This window comes from Enterococcus sp. LJL98 (assembly GCF_054871745.1).
On record NZ_JBTXLU010000008.1, the window covers coordinates 102,285 to 121,656 of the forward strand.

A 19,372-nucleotide genomic window follows, 5' to 3' on the forward strand; every position below is an offset into this window, starting at 1 on the left:
TTGTGAATTGAAGCAAGAAAAAGTTGTGATTGAAAATGTTTCAAAAATATACACCAATGGGGATGGGATTAAAGCAATCAATCTAACCATTTACTCAGGAGAAATTCTTACGTTATTGGGTCCTTCTGGTTGTGGGAAAAGCACCTTGTTACGCTGTTTAGGTGGTTTTCAGGAAGTCGATCAAGGGCGCATACTGATCGATGGAAAAGAAGTAACGGAACTTTCACCTGATAAGCGACCAACAAGCATGATTTTTCAAGGCTATAATTTGTGGAATCATATGACCGTTTATGAAAATCTCGCCTTCGGGTTAAAGTTAAGAAAAATGCCAAAAGCGGTGATTCGTCAAAAAATTGATGCGATGTTGGAACTGCTTAAACTACCGGGTGTACAAAAAAAATACCCAAGTGAACTGTCAGGCGGACAACAACAGCGGATTGCGATTGGTCGATCCTTATTGCTGGAACCAGCCGTTTTATTAATGGATGAACCATACTCAGCCTTAGATGCAAAAATTCGTCAACAAATGAGGGAGGAGTTAAAACGGATACAGGAGGAGACCCAAGTGACTGTTGTCTTTGTGACACATGATCAAGAAGAAGCGATGTCCTTATCCGACCGGATTGTCGTGATGGATAAAGGGACGATTTCGCAAATGGATACGCCGTCTGAAATTTACGAAAATCCTGTGAATCGTTATACGGCTTCTTTTATTGGAGAGATGAATTTCATCCCTTACGAGCAAAAAGTTAAGGCTTTTCGACCAGAAGATGCACAATTATCTACGGAAGCAGGCGATTTTACAGGTGTGATTGACGAAATCATGCATGCCGGGCATTATTCTATTGTTTTTTTGAATCACAATCAGCAAAAAATCAAACTTTATGTGAATAAAGACGAAGCAACGAACTACCGAAAACAACAATCACTTTATTTTACAATCAATAAATTCAGAGTGTATTAGGAGGAAAAAAGATGAAACAGTGGATGGTTTATGGAACAGTTGCAGCCTTATTTCTAGGGCTTTTATCAGGATGTGGACAGCAAGGAGAAGCCAGTGAGGGTGCGAAAGAGACGGTCACCTTGTGGGCAGGTGGTTCTGATAATGTGAAAGTCGGTATGGAGCAAATTGTGCAAGCCTTTAATGCAAGCGATCAAGGAGAGACCTATCAACTCGAATTGGAGTTTATTTTATCGGGCGCAGGGGCTCAGAGTTTAACGGATCGATTGATTGCTGCCAAAAAAGCGGGGGAAACGGAGACGGATTATGACTTGATTTTAGTTTCAGATGCAGAAATTGGCGCTTATTTACAAGAAGGTGGCGAGGATATGTTTGTGCCTTTTGACAAGGAAAAAATCCCGAATTTGGCAAATGTGAAAACAAAAGTCGCTAGCGGAGCCGATGTATTGGTGCCTTACCGAGGAACGACTGTCGTTCTTGCCTATAATTCAAAGACAGTACCGACGCCACCAAAAACAGCAGAAGATTTGTATCAATGGATTGAAGCGCATCCTGGACGATTCGCCTATAATACACCAGGATCAGGCGGTGCAGGTGGTTCTTTTGTGCAAACAGTGCTTTATAACTTTTTACCAGAAGAAGCAATGACTTCTAGTGACAGCAAATGGCAAGCAGAATGGACGACAGGATTTGAACGTCTGGCTGCCTTACATCCGTCAATGTATCAATCTGGCGGACAAATCATTTATCCAAATAAGAACCAAGGAACGTTAGATTTATTAATCAATGGTGAAGTCGATATGATTCCGGCTTGGGCAGATATGGTTATTACAAATCTAGCCAATAAAACTTTACCAGAGTCAATCAAGATGAGCCAAATCACTCCTGGATTTACTGGAAATGTCGATGGTTTGGCGATGCCAAGCATTGGTTCCAACCAAGAAGGAGCGCAGGCGGTAATGAATTTTATGCTAACGCCTGAAGCGCAACAAATCTTACTAGAGAGCATGGCAGCGATTCCTGTAATTGATCAATCAGAAGTTCGTGCTGAAAATGCCCAGTATTTAGCAGATTTAAAGATTGATACGTTTCGAACAGTGAGTCTAGGGACGTTAGCGAATGAGTTAAATGAGGAATGGGACCAAAAAATTGGGACGTTAGGCCATGATTAGTAGAGAAGCATTGTTGGCAACGTCCAAGCAAGAAAGTCACGTTCGCAAAAAAAATAGACGAAAAATGCAACAAATCGTTTTGCCTTATCTGTTGCTTTTACCAGCCTTTAGTGTGGTTCTTTTGTTTATCGTCTATCCCATCTTTACAACGATTATTCGAAGTTTTCAAGATGGACAAACGAAACGTTTCACCCTGGATCATTACCGTTATTTTTTAGAGGATGCCATTCAACGCGCACATCTGCTCTATACCTTGAAGATCGTGGGTATCACAGTGGTTTTTGCCTTATTCTTTGGCTATTTATTAGCCTTGTATATTCGGTTTAGCCAGTCGAGATTAAGCCGCCTTGTTGCGACGCTCAATTTAGTGCCACGCTTTATTCCAGGGTTGGTGGCCGTGTACTCAGTCATGTTATTTATTCGGGATTCTGGCGTTATCAATCGTGTAAGTCAACTTTTTGGTTACTCTTTTAAGCCAGGTTGGATGTTTAATGAAACCGGAATTGTCTTGATGAACTTATGGTTTAATATTCCCTTTGTCTCACTTTTGATTTTGGCGAGTTTATCGAGCATTCAGTCGGCTTCAATTGAGGCCGCCCAGGACATCGGGGCAAATCGCTGGATGATTTTTTACAAAGTGATCTTCCCGAGGACCTATAAAGAGTTACTTGTGGCCTTGACCTTTGTCTTTATGGGGAATGTCGGTTCGTTTACAACCCCCTTTTTAATGGGGGGCAATCACCCGAAAATGTTAGGCGTTGCGCTCTATGACCAATTTAATAGTTACATGGATTATGAACGAACCGCTGCTTTGTCGGTGATCATGTTTTTGATTTGCTCAGTTTCTGCGACTTTTTATATCATGAGTAACTTGAAAAAACAAAAATAAGTGAGAAAACCAAAAAAAGCCAGCAACTGAAAGTCAGTCAATCGTTTGAGCCAAGGGGGTCAAATGTTAAGAATGATTTTTTTACAAAAAGGAAAGAGGGCGTGGTGTTGGCCACACCTCTTTTTAATGAGGATTGAAAGGTTGTGCCAGATAAGTGAAAAGTGAATTACAATTAGAAAAACAAATCGATGTAACGGCAAGGGAACATCAAACCCATATAAAGCTTCCCTTTGAATTAGAATCGGACTACCAATCGTTAAAGATCGTCTTTACTTACGGTCCACAAATGGTTCCTGAAAAAGAAGCGAGGGCGTCTATCGCGGAAGTATTGCCCTTGTATTTTCCAGAAAAACAACCCGATGTAGCTGATTTTTTACCATTGATGAACTTTATTACTTTGTCATTAGCCTACGAAGGAACGTATCTAGGTTGTCGCCACCACAAGCAAAATCGCCAAGAAATCATCGTTTCGAAACAGGCTAGTAGTTTAGGCTTTCTTCCTTTTGAGACGAAAAAAGGGTTGTGGGAAATCCAATTAAACTTACACAGCGTTCGTTCGGATGTTGTTGTACAGGTAGCGGTCTATGGGGAGGGTGCGGCATGAACTACTATTTAACAGAACTGCATGCACATACCCATCATAGTGACGGGGATTTTCAGACACTTGAATTAATTGAGCATGCCAAAGCATTTGGCTACGACGTGTTAGCAATTACCGACCATAATACGATGGCGCCTTTAAAAGAAGTCCCTTTAGATGGAAGCGACGAATTATTGATTTTGCCGGGGATGGAATGGACAACTTTTTTTGGACATTTACTAGTCATTGGAACAAAAGAAGTGATTGACTGGCGCGCAGCAAGCCTTGAAACCATCGATGACTCCTTAAAGGCCGTTCAAGCAGCGGATGGCATTACAGGTATTGCTCATCCATTTTCAATCGGCAGTCCCATTTGTACCGGCTGTCACTGGGATTTTCACGTGCAGGACTACCATTTAGTCGATTTTATCGAAGTTTGGAATCGACTCAATCCGGATGAAGATTTTCGTAGTCAGCAGGCATATGAAATGTGGCTAGATTTATTAGACCAAGGGTATAAACTTGCCTGTAGTGCAGGTCGTGACTGGCATCGTGTAGAAGAAGAAAATGACTCTACGGCACTTACCTATGTTGGTGCCAAAGAAAAAAGCACGAGTGCCATCTTAAGTGCCTTAAAAAAGGGTTGTTTTTATATTTCGCTAGGCCCGCGTCTGGAGATTCAGCTTGAACAAGCCGGCCGCCATTTTGTGATGGGGGAAGAATTAAAAGAAGGAAATGCTCAACTAACCGTGTGTATTCAACCAACTGAACAAGAAAAAATGAAACAGTTTGGTTTTCAAGGCAATCAATTGGTTGTTTGGCAAAACCGTGAAATCATCGCCTGTGAAACAATCGTCGAAGGGGAGCCCTTGGCTTGTACCTTTAATCTCCGAGCTGGTTATCTTCGGGTGGAAGTTTTTGGCAGCGGGAAAGGACAGCAAAATAAACGTTTACTCATTAGTAACCCATTTTACGTTAAGGGAACTTAACGTAAAATGGGTTTTTTGCACGAAATCCTTCTCATTCCTCGATTGACAGGGAACGAAAATTCGCTTATATTACAAATAGATAATTGTCTATCTTACAGAAGAGGAGGGGTTGAAATGGATTATCAGAAAAATGCCAAAACCTTGAAGGGGATTGCAGAGCCGAATCGCTTGAAAATTATTCATCTTCTTTCGGGTGGAACGATGTGTGCCTGTGATTTACTTGAACACTTTGAGTTTACTCAGCCAACGTTGTCTCATCATATGAAAATTCTAGAAAAAGAACAACTCGTTTCTGTCGAAAAGAAAGGACAGTGGCATTACTATACGCTAGAAGAAAGTGTCTTAGTAGACTTTATAGAAATCATGCATCAATTCGTATCCACACAAAAAAGAACGTCCGTTGCCTGTGATTCCTTGCCTGCATTGGACAATTGAGCAAAAAAATTGAAATGAAAAAGATAGGGGTGCCCCACGATGGCAAGCGACAGCCAATCCATGCAACAAGAACCAAGCAAGAATGATTTCTTTTCAACGATTCGTTGCCAACTCGAAATAAACGGCTTGTTGGTCGATGAAAATCAAAAGGAAAAACGCGTCACTCAAAAGGAAAAACAGCTTTTTCCAACCGACCATCCAATGATTGACTTGCGTGTACAAACAGCTCAAGTGAAGATAAAAACCGTGCCCTTTCATACAATCGAGGAGGCCTTTGCCTATTTATCGGCCTTACAACACACTTTGATGAAGCAATTAGGTCCTGATTTTTATCTAGACCCTCAATGGGGGACCTATCGTGTAACCTTCTCTTGGCCTCCCTTTTTACCAGCGCTAGAAGAAGAATCAACAACACAACGATTTTCCAAGGTAACCCAGCGATTGAACCAATTATTCCAACAACTTCAACCGCTTTTACCGCAAACCATCCAAGCCCGCTTGGTGGATGAGAAAGCAGGCATGGGTATTCAAATAAGTGGCCTTTTAATGGACTCGACAAGTAAAACCGGACTATCGGAGCCCGTTGTTCGTTTGTTGCGTTTGCTTTTATGGGGGAGTTTATCTGAAAAAGAACACGCTCAAATCTCATTAGAATCTCTGTTAGAGTCCTTATCCGCGATGGGAAAATATTGCCGTCTAGAAGCAAAAGATCAGCAATTGCTTGCCCAATTAGCGGATAAGGGAAACTGGGCCCTACCAAGGTCCAGTCGTTGTCGGGAAAGGATGCTAAAGCAGCACCAGTCTTGGTGGGAAAATCCGTTTGAACTACAAGGATATGAAACAATGGAGCTGTCAACACAGCTAATGCTGAGCGAGGCTCTCCAACGAGGCATTGCATTTGAAGTGATTGACCGCCAGGATCAGTTGGTTAAATTAAGCCATGGTGGGCACATTGAATATGTGAAGAATACAAATATGACTAGTAAGGATACTTACATTGCGCCTTTAATTATGGAAAATAAAACTGCAACCAAGGAAATTTTACGGCAGCAAGGCTTTCATGTTCCTTATGGCAAAGAATTTTCTTCTTTCGCGGAAGCTCTCGCTGCCTATGAAACTTTTGCCAAAATGGCTGTCGTTGTGAAACCAAAAACGACGAACTTCGGTTTAGGAATTTCTATCTTTCAAGCATCCTTTTTAAAAGAAGATTACCAAGAAGCGCTGCGTCTTGCTTTTGCGGAAGACGACTTTGTCTTGGTTGAAACATTTATGCCTGGGACTGAATATCGTTTTTATGTACTCGACGGTCAAGTCGAAGGCGTTGTTTTGCGCGTAGCCGCCAATGTAACCGGCGACGGGCTTCAAACAATCGAGGCTTTGGTCGAGCAAAAAAATCAAGACCCTTTGCGAGGGACGGGTTATCGCAGACCCCTGCAAAAAATTCAGCTAGGAGACATCGAAACCTTAATGTTGAAAACACAAGGGTACCGTGTGACCGATGTTTTAGAAAAAGGCAAGACGGTTTATTTAAGAGAAAACTCCAACGTGAGTACGGGGGGAGATTCGATTGATCAAACAGATGAAATGCATCCGTCTTATAAACAGATTGCTCAAGAAGCGGTCTTGGCATTAGGAGCCTTTGTTTCAGGCGTGGATTTAATGATTCCGGATTTGCGCAAACCGGCCCATCGCTTGTCGGAAGATTATGGGATTATTGAAGCCAATTTTAATCCAGCCATCCATATGCACATGTATCCCTATCAAGGAAAAGGGCGACCGTTAGCTGGACGTATGTTAGATAAATTATTTCCAGCAACAAAAAGTACAACTGTAGACACCCCATCGTTAAAGCTGTAAAAAATGAATGACTTCTATTGAAATCTCTTTTCAGATTTGTGGATCTATGCTATACTATTAGTTGGTAGTCATACCCTTATGAATAAGGGGACGTTACGGATTCGACAGGCATAGGTCGAGCCTGAATTGCGCTTCGTAGGTTACGTCTACGTAAAAACGTTACAGTTAATATAACTGCAAACAATAATAACTCTTACGCTTTAGCTGCCTAAAAACAGTTGACGTAGATCCTCCTGTCATCGCCCATGTGCCAGTCCAGGGTCCTAACTTAAGTGGGATACGCTATACCTTTTCCGTCTGGAAAGCTTAGAAGAGATGATCAGACTAGCGAGGAAATTGGCCTGTCACTCGGCAAGTTTCCAAGCGAAATTCTAATAGAACTGACTATGAGCGTAGATTTTTAGGTGCCGATATGTTTGGACGCGGGTTCAACTCCCGCCGTCTCCATCTGAGTATCTTTTATAGGAGACTAAAACGGATAAACGTTGTTTAATCAACTTTTATCCGTTTTTTTTATTTGAAGAAATGAGAACTAGAAGGAAAGGATACGAGAGGGAATAAATCCTGCGATTACGTGAACAACCGCTGTGGCTGCAAAAAGTGCTGGCAGGTTCTATAACGAAAAGATCAGACACCCAATCTTTGTGCAGTCGATGTGGAAGTGTCCTCTTGGGAGGTACCTTCCTGGCCTTTGTTTGTGAGGCGATGAAAAAATAAGGCTTCAAAAAAATTGGAGTGACTCACAAATCATGAGGGCTTTTCTTGAATTCAGCAAAAACGAAGGGGATAGTAAGCGCTCGAGAATCGATCAATTTTTTAGGTATATTTAAAGGTTGGAGTCAATCCTTGGAATATGTGAAGGAAAAGCAAATAAAGTCTAAATAATATCAGAAGAACTTGGTTGAAAGAGAAAGTTCGAGTATACTAAAATGAAAGAATAAAACGGAATAGAAGAGGTGTGAAGATGAAAATATTAATGATTGAAGATAATGAGTCCGTTTCAGAAATGATGCAAATGTTTTTCTTAAATGAAGGCTGGGAAGCGACATTCAAATATGACGGGCAAGAAGGACTAGATGCTTTTTTAGCTAGCCCAACTGAATGGGATATGATTACCTTGGACTTGAATTTACCAAGTATGGATGGCATGCTTGTTGCTCGTGAGATTCGTAAAGTCTCACAGACGGTGCCAATTATTATGCTGACTGCTAGAGATTCAGAAAGCGATCAAGTGATTGGACTGGAAATGGGTGCTGACGATTATGTAACCAAACCATTTAGTCCCTTAACCTTGATTGCACGCATCAAGGCGCTCTATCGTCGAAGCGAGATTGTGGAAGCCAATCTTGGTTCAAAAGAGGAGAATTCAGCTTTTGATATTGAAACGGCCCATTTTAAAATGAACACGAAAACGCGCGAAGCCTACCTGGATGAGGCACCGATTGAAGGGTTGACGCCGAAAGAATTTGACTTGCTTTATACCTTAGCAAAAAAACCACGTCAAGTATTTTCCCGTGAACAACTCTTGGAGCTCGTCTGGGACTATCAATATTTCGGCGATGAGCGAACAGTGGATGCACATATTAAGAAGTTGCGTCAGAAAATCGAAAAGGTAGGGCCACAAGTGATTCAAACGGTCTGGGGTGTCGGCTATAAATTTGATGATTCAGGTGTTGCCTAATGCGCTACTTATACCAACAATTATTGGCTTTTTGGTTTGTTATTTTTGTTACGCTGCTCACTTCAGGCATTGCTTTTACTCAATTTACAAAATTATCTTTAGAAACCAATAACTATCGACAATTATTTGGCTATGCCACAGCCGTGAGTCGCGTAACGATGACTTTAAATACGAGTCGCGAAGCTTCAACTCCTCAAGAATGGGATTATAACATCCGCGAAGCGCTGGCCTTATCCGAAACCGTTTTGAATCAACAAGGAGTTAATTTTGTCTTTGTCAATAACCAAGGGGAAGTGACTTATCCTGAAACGAATCAACGGCCGATTCAATTTCAATTACCAGGAGAAGCTTGGGAACAATTACAAAACGGACAAAAGCAACAATTAACGAGCGAAAAAAACATTTTTGGTGACAAAGAAGCAACTTCCTACGCATTTGTCCCCTTTAATTTAAATGAACAGTTTTATGGTGCCTTAGTCGTAACGCAGCCGGCTCAAAATATTTACGATACGGCAGGAGAGTTTAGCCTGAATTTATCCAAAGGGTTTGCCTTATCTGGAATTTTAGCGGTCATTATTAGTTATGCTTTTGCAACGTTTCAAGTGCGTCGTATCAATCGAATGAAAACGGCAACCAAAGAAGTAGCCAATGGGAATTTTGACAGTATTTTACCTGTTCATCACCGGGATGAGTTTGATGAGTTGGCGGAAGACTTTAATAAAATGACGGTTTCTTTAAAGGAATCACATGAAGAAATTGATCGACAAGAAGAACGTCGGCGCCAATTTATGGCAGATGCTTCCCATGAAATGCGGACACCTTTAACTACAATTAATGGTTTACTTGAAGGGTTAGAGCATCAGATGATTCCAGAAAATCAAAAGGAAAATGCCATTCGTTTAATGAAAAATGAGACCGAACGCTTAATTCGTCTTGTAAGTGAAAATCTCGATTACGAAAAAATTCGCACCAATCAAATTTCAATCGTCATTAAGAAATTTGACGCAACAGAAGCGATGCGCCAATTATTAACCCAGCTCCAAAAAAAAGCGGAAGCTGCGCACAATGTATTAATTTTGGATACGACAGAAGCAGTGACAATTTTTGCTGATTACGATCGATTTATTCAGATTATGGTTAATATCTTACAAAATGCCCTCCAATTCACTGAAAATGGTGAAGTTCGTGTCAAAATTGAGAAAGAAAATCTGGAAACCGTCATTTCGATTGCTGACACCGGCATTGGGATGACCGAAGAAGAATTGAAAAATATTTGGGATCGTTATTACAAGGTCGATCCTTCGCGCAAGAATCGTAAGTTTGGTGAATCAGGCTTAGGCTTGCCAATCGTTCAGCAACTAGTCCGTCTCCACAAAGGTCGAATTGATGTCATGAGTGAAGTTGGAAAAGGCACGATTTTTCGGGTTTATTTCCCAAATACGGAATATCCAGAAGTTGAAACCATTGATGAGTAAAAAAGCAAAAGAAAAAAGGAAAACTGACAAAGGTCAGCTTCCTTTTTTCTTTTGCCAAGAAGCTTGTAACCAAGAAAAAATGAAAGAAATGCTAAAAGTATAGCAAAAAAACTCGAGGGCTGTTCGTAAGTAAGCAAATAAAAAGAGCCGACTCCAACTTTTTTGCGAGAAGGAAAATAGATATTCGAAAATCTGTTGCGTATTGGTGGCGCGGATGATAAAGGGTTCTTTGGGATTTACTTGAATGACTTCTTCTAGTTGATGGGGGAAAGCTGGAATAGAATCGGTCATGAAAACTTGAAACGCAAGTAAGTGTTTTTCAAAAAATGCTGGGAAGATTAAAAGACAAACAAGAAAACTGATCAACAAGTAACCTAGTACAAAGCTATTTTCGATAGCATTCGTGAATCCAATGATTGCAGGCCGCTCTTTTTTGTACCACGCTCGTCTCAGGGGGTCTTTTGCCAAGGCGCGTTTTCCTAAAGTGAGCAATGCCAAAGACAGACAGAAAAAGAACATCGTTAGGCGTTTTAATTCTTGTTGTTTTTGAATGAGTTTGTTTAAAAAAGGGAGAAAATCTTCTGAAAGAAGTGGCTGCTTTTGCAGGATGTCAAGGGAGAGTGTCAATGCATGGCCTAAGAAAAGTGCCACGAAAAAAAAGAGGAAGACCAAAAATAGGAAGCCATGGTAAGCTTTTTGTTTTTTTAGTTGCAGATTTGCTAGTCGCATCATTTTATCCCTCACCTTCTTTCTTTAAATATAAAGAAAAAATTTGAATTAATTATGAATCCAAATGAAAGAAAAAGAGAATTTCCCGGGTAGGGGAAATTCTCTTTTTTGTGAGACTATTCGTGGATATTTTCTCCGTCTGTCTCGCGATTGACAGTCTGGTCAAGTGGGAAGTACTCTTGATAGGTCTTTGTTTGATAAAGATCGACTGTCGATTGTTGATTATTTTTTGAAAAGACAGAGGTTGATTTTTCACCTAAAGCTGTTTCTAAGTCCATTAAACGTGAAAGGCTATCTTTGTAAGAAAACTGATCTGGATTTAAAGGTGCCAAGTTGCTACCCGTGTAAAAACGTAGCAAGTCCCCATTATTAATTTGATCAGAAACGGCGAGTTGACGATTGACTTGTTCGTGGTAAGCATCAACTTTCAATTGTTCCTCTTCACTTAACGCTTCGATTAATTCACCAGTGACGTTATCATACAGTGTACCACTATAGAAAGTGTAATCTGGTGTCATAAAGGAACCATCTCGGAAAGCCACGACTTCTTCTTTTTCAGGAGAAAGCAGATCTTGTCCTAATTGAATGTAGCGGTCTGTGTCAATACCCAATAAGTGAAGTAAGGTTGGTAAGCCATCGACTTGTCCACCGTAAGTGTGATGAATGCCACCTTTTGATTGACCAGGAAGGTGAATCATGTAAGGAACACGTTGCATTTGAGCATTATCAAAATCCGTCCAGGTGTCGCTCGTTTTTCCAACGAGTTCGGCAAGTGTCTTATTTCGGCCATTTGAAATACCATAGTGGTCGCCGTATAAAACAATGACTGAATTTTCATACAGTCCAGAAGCTTTTAAGTAGTTGAAGAATTCCTCGACAGCCGTATCAAGGTAGTTTGCTGTTGCAAAGTAGCCGTTAATCGTACTATCTGAAGTTGTCGCCATTGGAAAACCAGCTTCTTCATCGGTAAATTCAGAATAAGGGTAATGATTGGAAACGGCGATAAATTTCGTATAAAAAGGTTGTTGCAATCTTTCTAAATAAGGAATCGATTGTTCAAAGAATGGCTTATCGTGTAAGCCGTACTGGAACGAATTTTCTGGTGTGACATCGTAGTAGGATGCATCAAAGAAATTTTCGTAACCAAAATGCGTATAGGTAATGTTCCGATTCCAAAAAGTTTTTGAGTTTCCATGAAAGACAGCACTTGAATAGCCAGCTTCTTGGGCAAGAATATTTGGTGCCGCTTCAAAGGTGTTTTTTCCTCCAAGCTGAGCAAAGAAAGCGCCCTGGTTTAAACCAAATAAAGACGTTTCAAGTAAAGTTTCAGCATCGCTCGTTTTTCCAGCTTTGACTTGATGGAAGAAGTTATCAAAACTAAAGGTACTTTCTGAATGATACAAGGAGTTAATAAAAGGCATCACTTCATGCTCAACGCCTTCTTCATCAACGAAATTGTAATCAATTAAAAATTGTTGTGCACTTTCTAAATGAATGTAGATCACGTTTTTCCCTTTAGCAATCCCAAAAGTTTCCGGGTTTGGTGCGGCGTGATGGCCTTTCACATATTCTTCGACTTCCTTCATGTCGTTGGGACTGGCTTCTGCCCGAACCTGGTTAGTGTTATAGGTCTGAATCGCATCATAACCTGTAAAGGCATTAATTCCAAGGTATTTGACAAGATAGTCTCTGGAAAAGGTTCGGGTTAAAAGACCTGAACGATCGGTTTCTGCTAGGAATAAGTTCCCAGAAAAAATCAATACGGCCAAGGTTGAAATGGCAAAAGCCATCCGTCCTTTTATTTCTTTGTCTTCTTTTTTTATTTTATTTCTCATTAAAGCATAGGTTAGAAAAGGAATATCAAGCAAATAAATAATGTCCATTGGTTGAAAGAGTTTTGCTGCACTACTTCCTAAACCGCTAAAGACTTTTCCCGCACCCAGCATCGTATTAATTGTAATGAAGTCTGTAAACTCACTGTAGTAAACCACATTTGAAAACAGCAACAAACTCATTAAAAAGTAAATGAACATGATGGTAAAATAAAACGTCTTGGTCCTTCTGACGTATAAGGCGATTGCCAACAAAAAAAGTGTTGTCGCAATTGGATTAATCAGTAAGATAAAGTACTGAAAGGGGCTTTCAATCCCTAAGTTAAAGGCCGTAAAATAGGCAAAAATATTTTTTAACCAAAAGATCACTACAAGTAGGCTAAAGAAACCGAAACGAGTGTTTATAAAATTGGCTTTTTTTATGTTTTTCAAAAAACAGTCCTCACTTTCTTGAAATATAATGAAAATTATTTCAATCATCATCCATTATTCTACTAAGACACGAAATGACTGTCAACTAAGGAGACAAAGAATGCCATTGATTCTTAATTATTTCTTTATGAAACACGTTTTTGGGCTTTTTTACTTGAACTTTTCATTCCAATCTATCGGAAGACAAAGAGCTATGTTAAGATAAGTTTAAAAGAAAAGAATCAGAGAATATAGAAAAAAGAGTAGGGAAAAAATGAAAATAGAAATGACGACATTAGGCAGCAAAAAAATCAAACAAGGCAATCCTTTAATTCAAGCCGAAGACCTTGTTCAAGTCGTAACGACAAAAGAGTGGGTAACGTTTACGAACGCTCAGGGGGCTTATTTAGCGACTGGTTATCTTGGGCAACAAAACAAAGGCCTTGGTTGGGTGTTAACGCAGCAAAACGAACCCATCGATCAACCTTTTTTTGAAAAGAAATTTCAAGAAGCAAAAGAAAAACGTCAAACCTATTACTTAGATGAAACAACAACGGCCTTTCGTTTGTTTAATGGCGAAGGAGACGGTATTGGCGGTTTAATTGTTGATTTGTATTTGGAACATGCGATATTTTCTTGGTACAATGAAACCTTATATCAAAAAAAATCCGAGATTGTAGGTGCTTTTCAACAAGTTTTTCCTGAAATTTTGGGTGCCTATGAAAAGGTTCGTTTTGCAGGTGATTATCCAGAAAGTCAGTTGCTTTACGGAGCGGAAGCGGACGAACCAACGATAGTCCATGAGAACGGGATTCGTTTTGCAACGTACTTAAATGAAGGATTGATGACGGGAATTTTTTTAGATCAAAAAGAAGTCCGAGGAAGACTGGTCAATGGCTATGCTGCTGGAAAAACCTTGTTAAATATGTTTAGTTACACTGGAGCGTTTTCTGTAGCTGCTGCAATGGGCGGTTCAAGCCAAACGACAAGTGTTGATTTAGCTAAACGAAGTGTTCCGAAAACGAAAGAACAATTTGAAGTAAACGGGATTGACCCAGCGACACAAAATATCCATGTGATGGATACGTTTGACTACTTTAAGTATGCCAAGCGTAAAGGCCTGACTTTTGATATTGTCGTCTTAGACCCGCCGAGTTTTGCTCGGAATAAAAAGAAAACCTTCCGTGTCGCAAAAAATTATGGGGAACTCATTGAAGAAAGTGTCGACTTATTAGCAAACGAAGGCGTCATCATCGCTTCAACCAATGCAGCAAATGTCTCTGAGCACCAATTCAAGCAAATGATTGAAAAAGCTTTTGAGAAAAAGGCTGTTTCTTATCAACAAGTAGCGAACTACTCATTGCCAGCCGACTTTGCAACTTTGGCTGCGTTTCCTGAAGGCGACTACCTGAAAGTGTATTTTTATGAAGTGAGAAAATAGAGGGGGAGAAGAAATGAAGCGCTTAAATCTAGAAAGTGGGAGACCGAAGATATGTGTTTCTTTAACGGCAACCAATCATGCGGAACTATTAGAACAAGTAGAAGCGATGAACCAATCTTCAGCAGAAATCGTAGAATGGCGTGTGGACTATTTCGAAGACAGCGATGAAATAGATAAAGTCGTTGAAACCTTAATTGATTTGAAAGAAAAATTAATAAATCGTTTGCTATTATTCACTTTCCGGACGTTGGAAGAAGGCGGCGAGAAGGCGATTTCTTTACCTGATTATAAAAAACTTTATCTGGCAGTTGCAGCTTCTAAAAAAGTAGATTTAATGGATATTGAATTGGCTAGAGTTGAATTTTTAGGCCGTCAATTGATACAGGAAATTAAAAAACAAGGAATTCTTGTGATTTTAAGCAGTCACGACTTTGAAAAAACACCTGATGATGCGACGCTTATTTTTCGCATCGGTGTCATGAATCAGCTGGGAGCAGATATTGGAAAAATTGCAGCGATGCCTCAAGAAATTCAAGATGTCTTACGGATGATGGGAATTATCGCTAAGGCCCGTGGCTTCAATCAACTGCCTTTAATTACGATGTCTATGGGAGATTTAGGAAAGGTCAGCCGGGTGAGTGGCGAATTGACAGGCTCTTTATTCACGTTTGGTGCCATGGATGAGGCGTCTGCTCCGGGTCAAATTCCAGTCGAAGCGTTGGCAAAAGTTTTGGAAACACTGAGTCATACATAAAAAGGAAGTTGAACAATGGGGAAAAAGAAAGAATCGAAAACCAATGCCTTGCGTCTTTTAGAGCAACAAAAAATTCCCTACCAGGAATATCACTATACATGGTCAGAAGACGATTTAGGGGCAGCAAATGTCACGAGTCAACTCTCAGAAAAAAAAGACGGGCAAATCTTTAAAACATTGTTGCTTGTTGGGAATCTGACTGGACCGCTCGTTGCTGTGATTCCAAGTTCACACGAAGTCGATTTAAAAAAATTGGCAAAAGTGAGTGGGAATAAAAAGGTGGAGTTGTTACACTTAAATGAGTTGGAAAAGACAACAGGCTATATCCGTGGAGGGTGTTCACCGGTCGGCATGAAAAAGTTATTTCCAACTTTTATTGAGCAAACAGCGACTTCCTTTGATGAAATCATTGTCTCGGCAGGGCGTCGAGGATTGCAGATGGGGGTTGCACCGCAGGATCTTATTCGAATCACGAAGGCTAGCGTAGACGCATTTACTTAATGTAAATTCAAAAGAAGGTGGAAAATGGGAACTTGTATCTTTTGCACAAAAATCCAAGAACACAAGAAACTCGTGAGTACGGAACACTTTTTTGTGGTCTTTGATAGTGATCCAATTCAAATCGGGCACTTGTTAATCATTTCAAAAAAACACTATATGAATCTTCGAGAACTCCCTCGAGAAGCTTTGGTCGAACGAATGAATCTGGAGCAAAAGTTGATTGCCTTACTAGAAGATGAATTTGGTGTTTTAGGTGTTACTGTGATTCAAAATAATGGAAAAGTCATGGATGAAGGCACACATTTTCATGTCCATCTTGTGCCGCGATATGCGAATGATGGGTTTTGGGAAAATCAAACGGTGGAACAATTGAAACTAGATGGACAAAAAATCGCAGAAAGAGTTCGACAATTAATTCATTAAAAAGACAGCTAAATAAAAGCAGAAGAAGACTCACGATCAATTGACAGTGAGTCTTCTTCTGCTTTTATTCATTTAATTTTTATTCGAATTAAGCCAAGTTCAATTCCTTTCATCACGGCAGAAATCGTTGAGTTGACCTGCAGTTTTTCTAAAGTGTGTTGAAGGTGGGTGGCCACTGTGCGACGACTAATCAATAGCTGTTCAGCGATGGCTTGTTGAGAGAGACCTTCGGCACTTAATTGTAAGACCTCTTTTTCTTTAGGAGTAAGTTTATCGAGTGATTTTTGATAATGAGGAAAGATGTTCTTACCTTGAGCGATGGCTTGAATACTTACGATGAGTTCATCTAAAGAACGATTTTTATTAATGAATCCGCTTGCACCGATACTTTTAGCAAAATCAAGGTAGGCGACATAATCATAACCAGATAAAAAGATTAATTTTTGTTGAGGATATTTTTGTAAAATTTTAGCTCCCAAATCTAAACCGTTTTTATCTTTTAGATGAATATCCATTAGAATAATATCAGGCTTTTCTTTTTTGATAATGTCGAAAACATCGTCAACATCTGTATAGCTTTCTAGATGTTGAAAAAATGGTCGAAGGGCGAGTTTTATACTGTGAGCAAATAATTCGTGGTCATCAAACAGAACGATTCTCATTTCATTTCTCCTCCTTTATTATTTCAATTTGAATATGACTTCCCTTTAAATCACTCGAGAGGATCTTCATTTTACCAGAGAGGCTATGGACATCTTGGATCACTGAACGCAACCCAAAATGGTTTTGCACCGATTGGTTTTGAGAGAATCCAATACCATCATCTTCCACGCTCAAATTTATTAAAGACTGGTGTTCTTCGATCTTTACAATAATATTTTTCGCTTGGGCATGTTTTAAAGCATTTTGAATGAGTTCTTTTAAGATACGATAAGTCGTAAAACGAATGATTTCTGGAATCTCGATTGCATCGTCGATTTGAATGTGAATGAGCGGGAAATTATCGTTTGCTTGTCGGGCTTTAAATTGCTCGACGAGTGCTAAAACACTTTGTTTAAAAGGCAAGTCTTTTAGCATACTTGGATATAAGTCAAATGTTTTTTCACGAATCCTTTGATTGACTTGTGTTAAATAAATACTAATTTTTTGGAGAGTGAGTAGTAAATCTTCTTTATTTCCAGTAGCGACTTCCGCTACGTTTTTAACTGCTAAAATCGTTTGTAAAATGTCATCATGTAGATAATAAGAGAGCTCTTTCCTAAGTTTTTCCATCTCGTGTAGATAAGTTGCGTCTTGTAGTTGTTCCTGATAGATAGATAAATATTCTGGGAGAATGGATCGTTGATAACCACTTAGTTTTTCTGAAAAAAGTAAGAGAGGTATCAAGTTATTTAAGACTGAAAAATCAGGTTTGCTAGGTGAATCAATTAAAATCCAACCTTGAAGTTCTGAATGATGGTTCCATTCTTTTTTGATTAATGGATGCTTTTGGTAATAGAGTGTATCATTAGCCATTTCTAATTCAATCATTAGCTTTTTTGATAAACGAATATTTTCTAAACTTCCATGCTTTTGAATGATGAAAGAATGGTGGCTTGTTTTCCAAATAATAGCAAAGCCCTTAGGATCTAGTGCTATTCCAAGTAATTGTTCTACTGCTTGGTCAAGGTTGGAGAGTAATTGAGCATGGAAAACTTGTTCATCAAAGAATGTCTGTTTCTGTTTAGAATTGCTCATTGTTAGGTTGGTATAGCGAGTTAGAAATTGTTGTTGGGTCAAGACGGTGGAAACGAAATAAATCAAGTAAAACATTGTTGTAATCATTAAGATGTGCGGCAGTGGTATTTTTAAGAAATCAATCGAAATAAAAAGGATTGTTCCGAATAACAGCACACCAAATCCTAATTGTAGTAAATAATCTTGAAAATCAAGCATGAAACGAATCTCTCTTTTTTGAATCAAAAGATAGCCAATACTAATGACGGGAACCATTGGTAAAAGTAAATAACTCGTTCCATTGAGCAAGAGAAAAGTGACAGAAGAGTAATCGATATTCAATAAAAAATTTGGCAGTGATAATAAAACTATATAAAGTGTGAAGGTTAAAACTAATATTTTTAGGATAAATTTTTGCGTTTTTTTTGCGTGACTCGAATGTCGATGATTGGCGATAAAATAAAAGAAAAAACACCAAAGGAGCATAAGTAAAAGATCCCATGCAGCTTCCTTTCGTTGATAATTATTGAAATTAACAAGTACAAGTGAAAGAAGCCCACTAATCAGCCAGATTTTATTTAACTTAGGTGTAAAAGTGTAAAAGAAGACTAGGAATGACAATGGTAATAGGAAATGAGCCGTTAAAGAAAGTACATAGGGAAAAAACATATCAGGAAATAAAGTATAAAAATAAATTGTCCAACCTAAAAGCATAATCGTTAAAAGATAAGAGACGGTTCGCCAATTAAAATCAGTTGTTCGAATAAAAATAAACGAGCTAAAAAGGAAGACGAAAAGGGTCAAAAGTATGCTCTGACTCGAAAGTAAAACCATAAAGGATTGTAAAAAATCATCTAACAAATAGGTTGTGAAAATAAATAATAAAAAGTTAAGACAGATCATTAAAAAAGCACTTTTCTTAGCAAGCTCCATTTTTACTCCTCCCTTAATTGTTATTTGGTTACAGTCTATCAAAAGAAAAAGAGAAATCAAAGGGAAGTTGCACAAATTACAGAGGTCAAATGAATTCGGATACATTAAACTAGAAATAGTAAGAAAAAAATGATTTTCGGGCGAGGGAAAATCAAAATATTATAATTAAAGGGGATGATTTTATGAATAAAAAGAAGAAATTTTTGCATCCGTGAGTTTGGGTTTGTTATTATTTGGAGGGATAAATAGTAGTGTCTCCGCATTATCTTATTCACTTTGGATACCTACGCCACTTTTAAATAGTATTCAATCAACAACTCTTAATAAAAAAACGAATACCGCTACGCCATATGTACAACCAAATGCAATTACAATACCAACAGCATATTTTTTATCTCCAACAAGATACTCTTCTACTATGGCTACAAATATTGTAACAAAAAGTAATACGTCTAGAACAAATCTTAGTTGGAATGGAGGATATGGGGGGATCGGAGGCTCATATTGCTTAACAGCCTATCCGAATGTTTCAGGGGCATATAATGCATACTTGGCCACAGGATCTTGGGATAAATAATTAATTAGAATAAATT

At 39.0% G+C, this 19,372-nt stretch carries 18 protein-coding genes and 1 other RNA gene; 15 read left to right on the forward strand and 4 right to left on the reverse strand.

Annotated elements, in window-relative coordinates:
- Positions 1 to 7: 7 nt before the first annotated feature.
- The 10 genes from ACYSNO_RS07935 (at position 8) to ACYSNO_RS07980 (ending at position 10,039) form a co-directional block, all read left to right on the forward strand.
- Positions 8 to 964: an ABC transporter ATP-binding protein gene (locus ACYSNO_RS07935; RefSeq protein WP_461730537.1), complete on the forward strand. Its 957-nt coding sequence runs from the start codon at positions 8 to 10 to the stop codon at positions 962 to 964.
- A gap of 11 nt (positions 965 to 975) precedes the next feature.
- Complete coding sequence (locus tag ACYSNO_RS07940; RefSeq protein ID WP_461730538.1) at positions 976 to 2,133, forward strand: extracellular solute-binding protein; 1,158 nt, start codon at positions 976 to 978, stop codon at positions 2,131 to 2,133.
- Entirely contained in the window at positions 2,126 to 3,022 is an 897-nt protein-coding gene (locus tag ACYSNO_RS07945; RefSeq protein ID WP_461730539.1) for an ABC transporter permease, read from the forward strand. Before ACYSNO_RS07940 ends, ACYSNO_RS07945 begins: the two co-directional genes overlap by 8 nt.
- A 154-nt stretch (positions 3,023 to 3,176) precedes the next feature.
- Positions 3,177 to 3,626 carry a hypothetical protein gene (locus ACYSNO_RS07950; RefSeq protein WP_461730540.1) on the forward strand — a complete coding sequence of 150 codons (450 nt, stop codon included), beginning with the start codon at positions 3,177 to 3,179 and terminating at the stop codon, positions 3,624 to 3,626.
- The gene (locus ACYSNO_RS07955) at positions 3,623 to 4,591 is read left to right on the forward strand and encodes a CehA/McbA family metallohydrolase (RefSeq protein WP_461730541.1); all 969 of its coding nucleotides are present in this window, start codon (positions 3,623 to 3,625) and stop codon (positions 4,589 to 4,591) included. The genes ACYSNO_RS07950 and ACYSNO_RS07955 overlap by 4 nt, the downstream gene beginning before the upstream one ends.
- A 114-nt stretch (positions 4,592 to 4,705) precedes the next feature.
- A complete protein-coding gene (locus ACYSNO_RS07960) occupies positions 4,706 to 5,026 on the forward strand; it encodes an ArsR/SmtB family transcription factor (RefSeq protein WP_461730542.1) in 321 nt (106 codons plus the stop codon).
- 39 nt (positions 5,027 to 5,065) lie between these two features.
- Complete coding sequence (gshAB, locus tag ACYSNO_RS07965; protein WP_461730543.1) at positions 5,066 to 6,883, forward strand: bifunctional glutamate--cysteine ligase GshA/glutathione synthetase GshB; 1,818 nt, start codon at positions 5,066 to 5,068, stop codon at positions 6,881 to 6,883.
- 86 nt (positions 6,884 to 6,969) lie between these two features.
- Positions 6,970 to 7,333: a transfer-messenger RNA gene (gene ssrA / locus ACYSNO_RS07970) on the forward strand.
- Between the two features lie 514 nt (positions 7,334 to 7,847).
- On the forward strand, positions 7,848 to 8,564 hold the full coding sequence (locus tag ACYSNO_RS07975; RefSeq protein ID WP_461730544.1) for a winged helix-turn-helix domain-containing protein: 717 nt from the start codon (positions 7,848 to 7,850) through the stop codon (positions 8,562 to 8,564).
- The gene (locus tag ACYSNO_RS07980) at positions 8,564 to 10,039 is read left to right on the forward strand and encodes an ATP-binding protein (RefSeq protein ID WP_461730545.1); all 1,476 of its coding nucleotides are present in this window, start codon (positions 8,564 to 8,566) and stop codon (positions 10,037 to 10,039) included. The genes ACYSNO_RS07975 and ACYSNO_RS07980 overlap by 1 nt, the downstream gene beginning before the upstream one ends.
- A gap of 33 nt (positions 10,040 to 10,072) precedes the next feature.
- On the opposite strand, the gene ACYSNO_RS07985 is transcribed toward ACYSNO_RS07980, so the two are convergent.
- The gene (locus tag ACYSNO_RS07985; RefSeq protein WP_461730546.1) at positions 10,073 to 10,771 is read right to left on the reverse strand and encodes a hypothetical protein; all 699 of its coding nucleotides are present in this window, start codon (positions 10,769 to 10,771) and stop codon (positions 10,073 to 10,075) included.
- Between the two features lie 113 nt (positions 10,772 to 10,884).
- Entirely contained in the window at positions 10,885 to 13,032 is a 2,148-nt protein-coding gene (locus tag ACYSNO_RS07990) for an LTA synthase family protein (protein ID WP_461730547.1), read from the reverse strand.
- 253 nt (positions 13,033 to 13,285) lie between these two features.
- On the opposite strand from ACYSNO_RS07990, the gene ACYSNO_RS07995 reads away from it, so the two are divergent.
- The 4 genes from ACYSNO_RS07995 to ACYSNO_RS08010 are packed head-to-tail and all read left to right on the forward strand — an operon-like array spanning position 13,286 to position 16,130.
- On the forward strand, positions 13,286 to 14,452 hold the full coding sequence (locus tag ACYSNO_RS07995; protein WP_461730548.1) for a class I SAM-dependent rRNA methyltransferase: 1,167 nt from the start codon (positions 13,286 to 13,288) through the stop codon (positions 14,450 to 14,452).
- Positions 14,453 to 14,465: 13 nt separating this feature from the next.
- On the forward strand, positions 14,466 to 15,206 hold the full coding sequence (aroD, locus tag ACYSNO_RS08000) for a type I 3-dehydroquinate dehydratase (RefSeq protein WP_461730549.1): 741 nt from the start codon (positions 14,466 to 14,468) through the stop codon (positions 15,204 to 15,206).
- Positions 15,207 to 15,221: 15 nt separating this feature from the next.
- On the forward strand, positions 15,222 to 15,707 hold the full coding sequence (gene ybaK, locus ACYSNO_RS08005; protein ID WP_461730550.1) for a Cys-tRNA(Pro) deacylase: 486 nt from the start codon (positions 15,222 to 15,224) through the stop codon (positions 15,705 to 15,707).
- A gap of 24 nt (positions 15,708 to 15,731) precedes the next feature.
- The gene (locus tag ACYSNO_RS08010; protein ID WP_461730551.1) at positions 15,732 to 16,130 is read left to right on the forward strand and encodes an HIT family protein; all 399 of its coding nucleotides are present in this window, start codon (positions 15,732 to 15,734) and stop codon (positions 16,128 to 16,130) included.
- A gap of 68 nt (positions 16,131 to 16,198) precedes the next feature.
- Here ACYSNO_RS08010 and ACYSNO_RS08015 read toward each other — a convergent pair whose 3' ends face one another.
- Positions 16,199 to 16,792 carry a response regulator transcription factor gene (locus ACYSNO_RS08015; RefSeq protein WP_461730552.1) on the reverse strand — a complete coding sequence of 198 codons (594 nt, stop codon included), beginning with the start codon at positions 16,790 to 16,792 and terminating at the stop codon, positions 16,199 to 16,201.
- Between the two features lies 1 nt (position 16,793).
- Positions 16,794 to 18,779 (reverse strand): sensor histidine kinase, encoded by a 1,986-nt coding sequence (locus ACYSNO_RS08020; protein ID WP_461730553.1) that lies wholly within the window; start codon positions 18,777 to 18,779, stop codon positions 16,794 to 16,796.
- Positions 18,780 to 19,002: 223 nt separating this feature from the next.
- On the opposite strand from ACYSNO_RS08020, the gene ACYSNO_RS08025 reads away from it, so the two are divergent.
- Entirely contained in the window at positions 19,003 to 19,356 is a 354-nt protein-coding gene (locus ACYSNO_RS08025) for a hypothetical protein (RefSeq protein ID WP_461730554.1), read from the forward strand.
- The last annotated feature ends 16 nt before the right edge of the window (positions 19,357 to 19,372 follow it).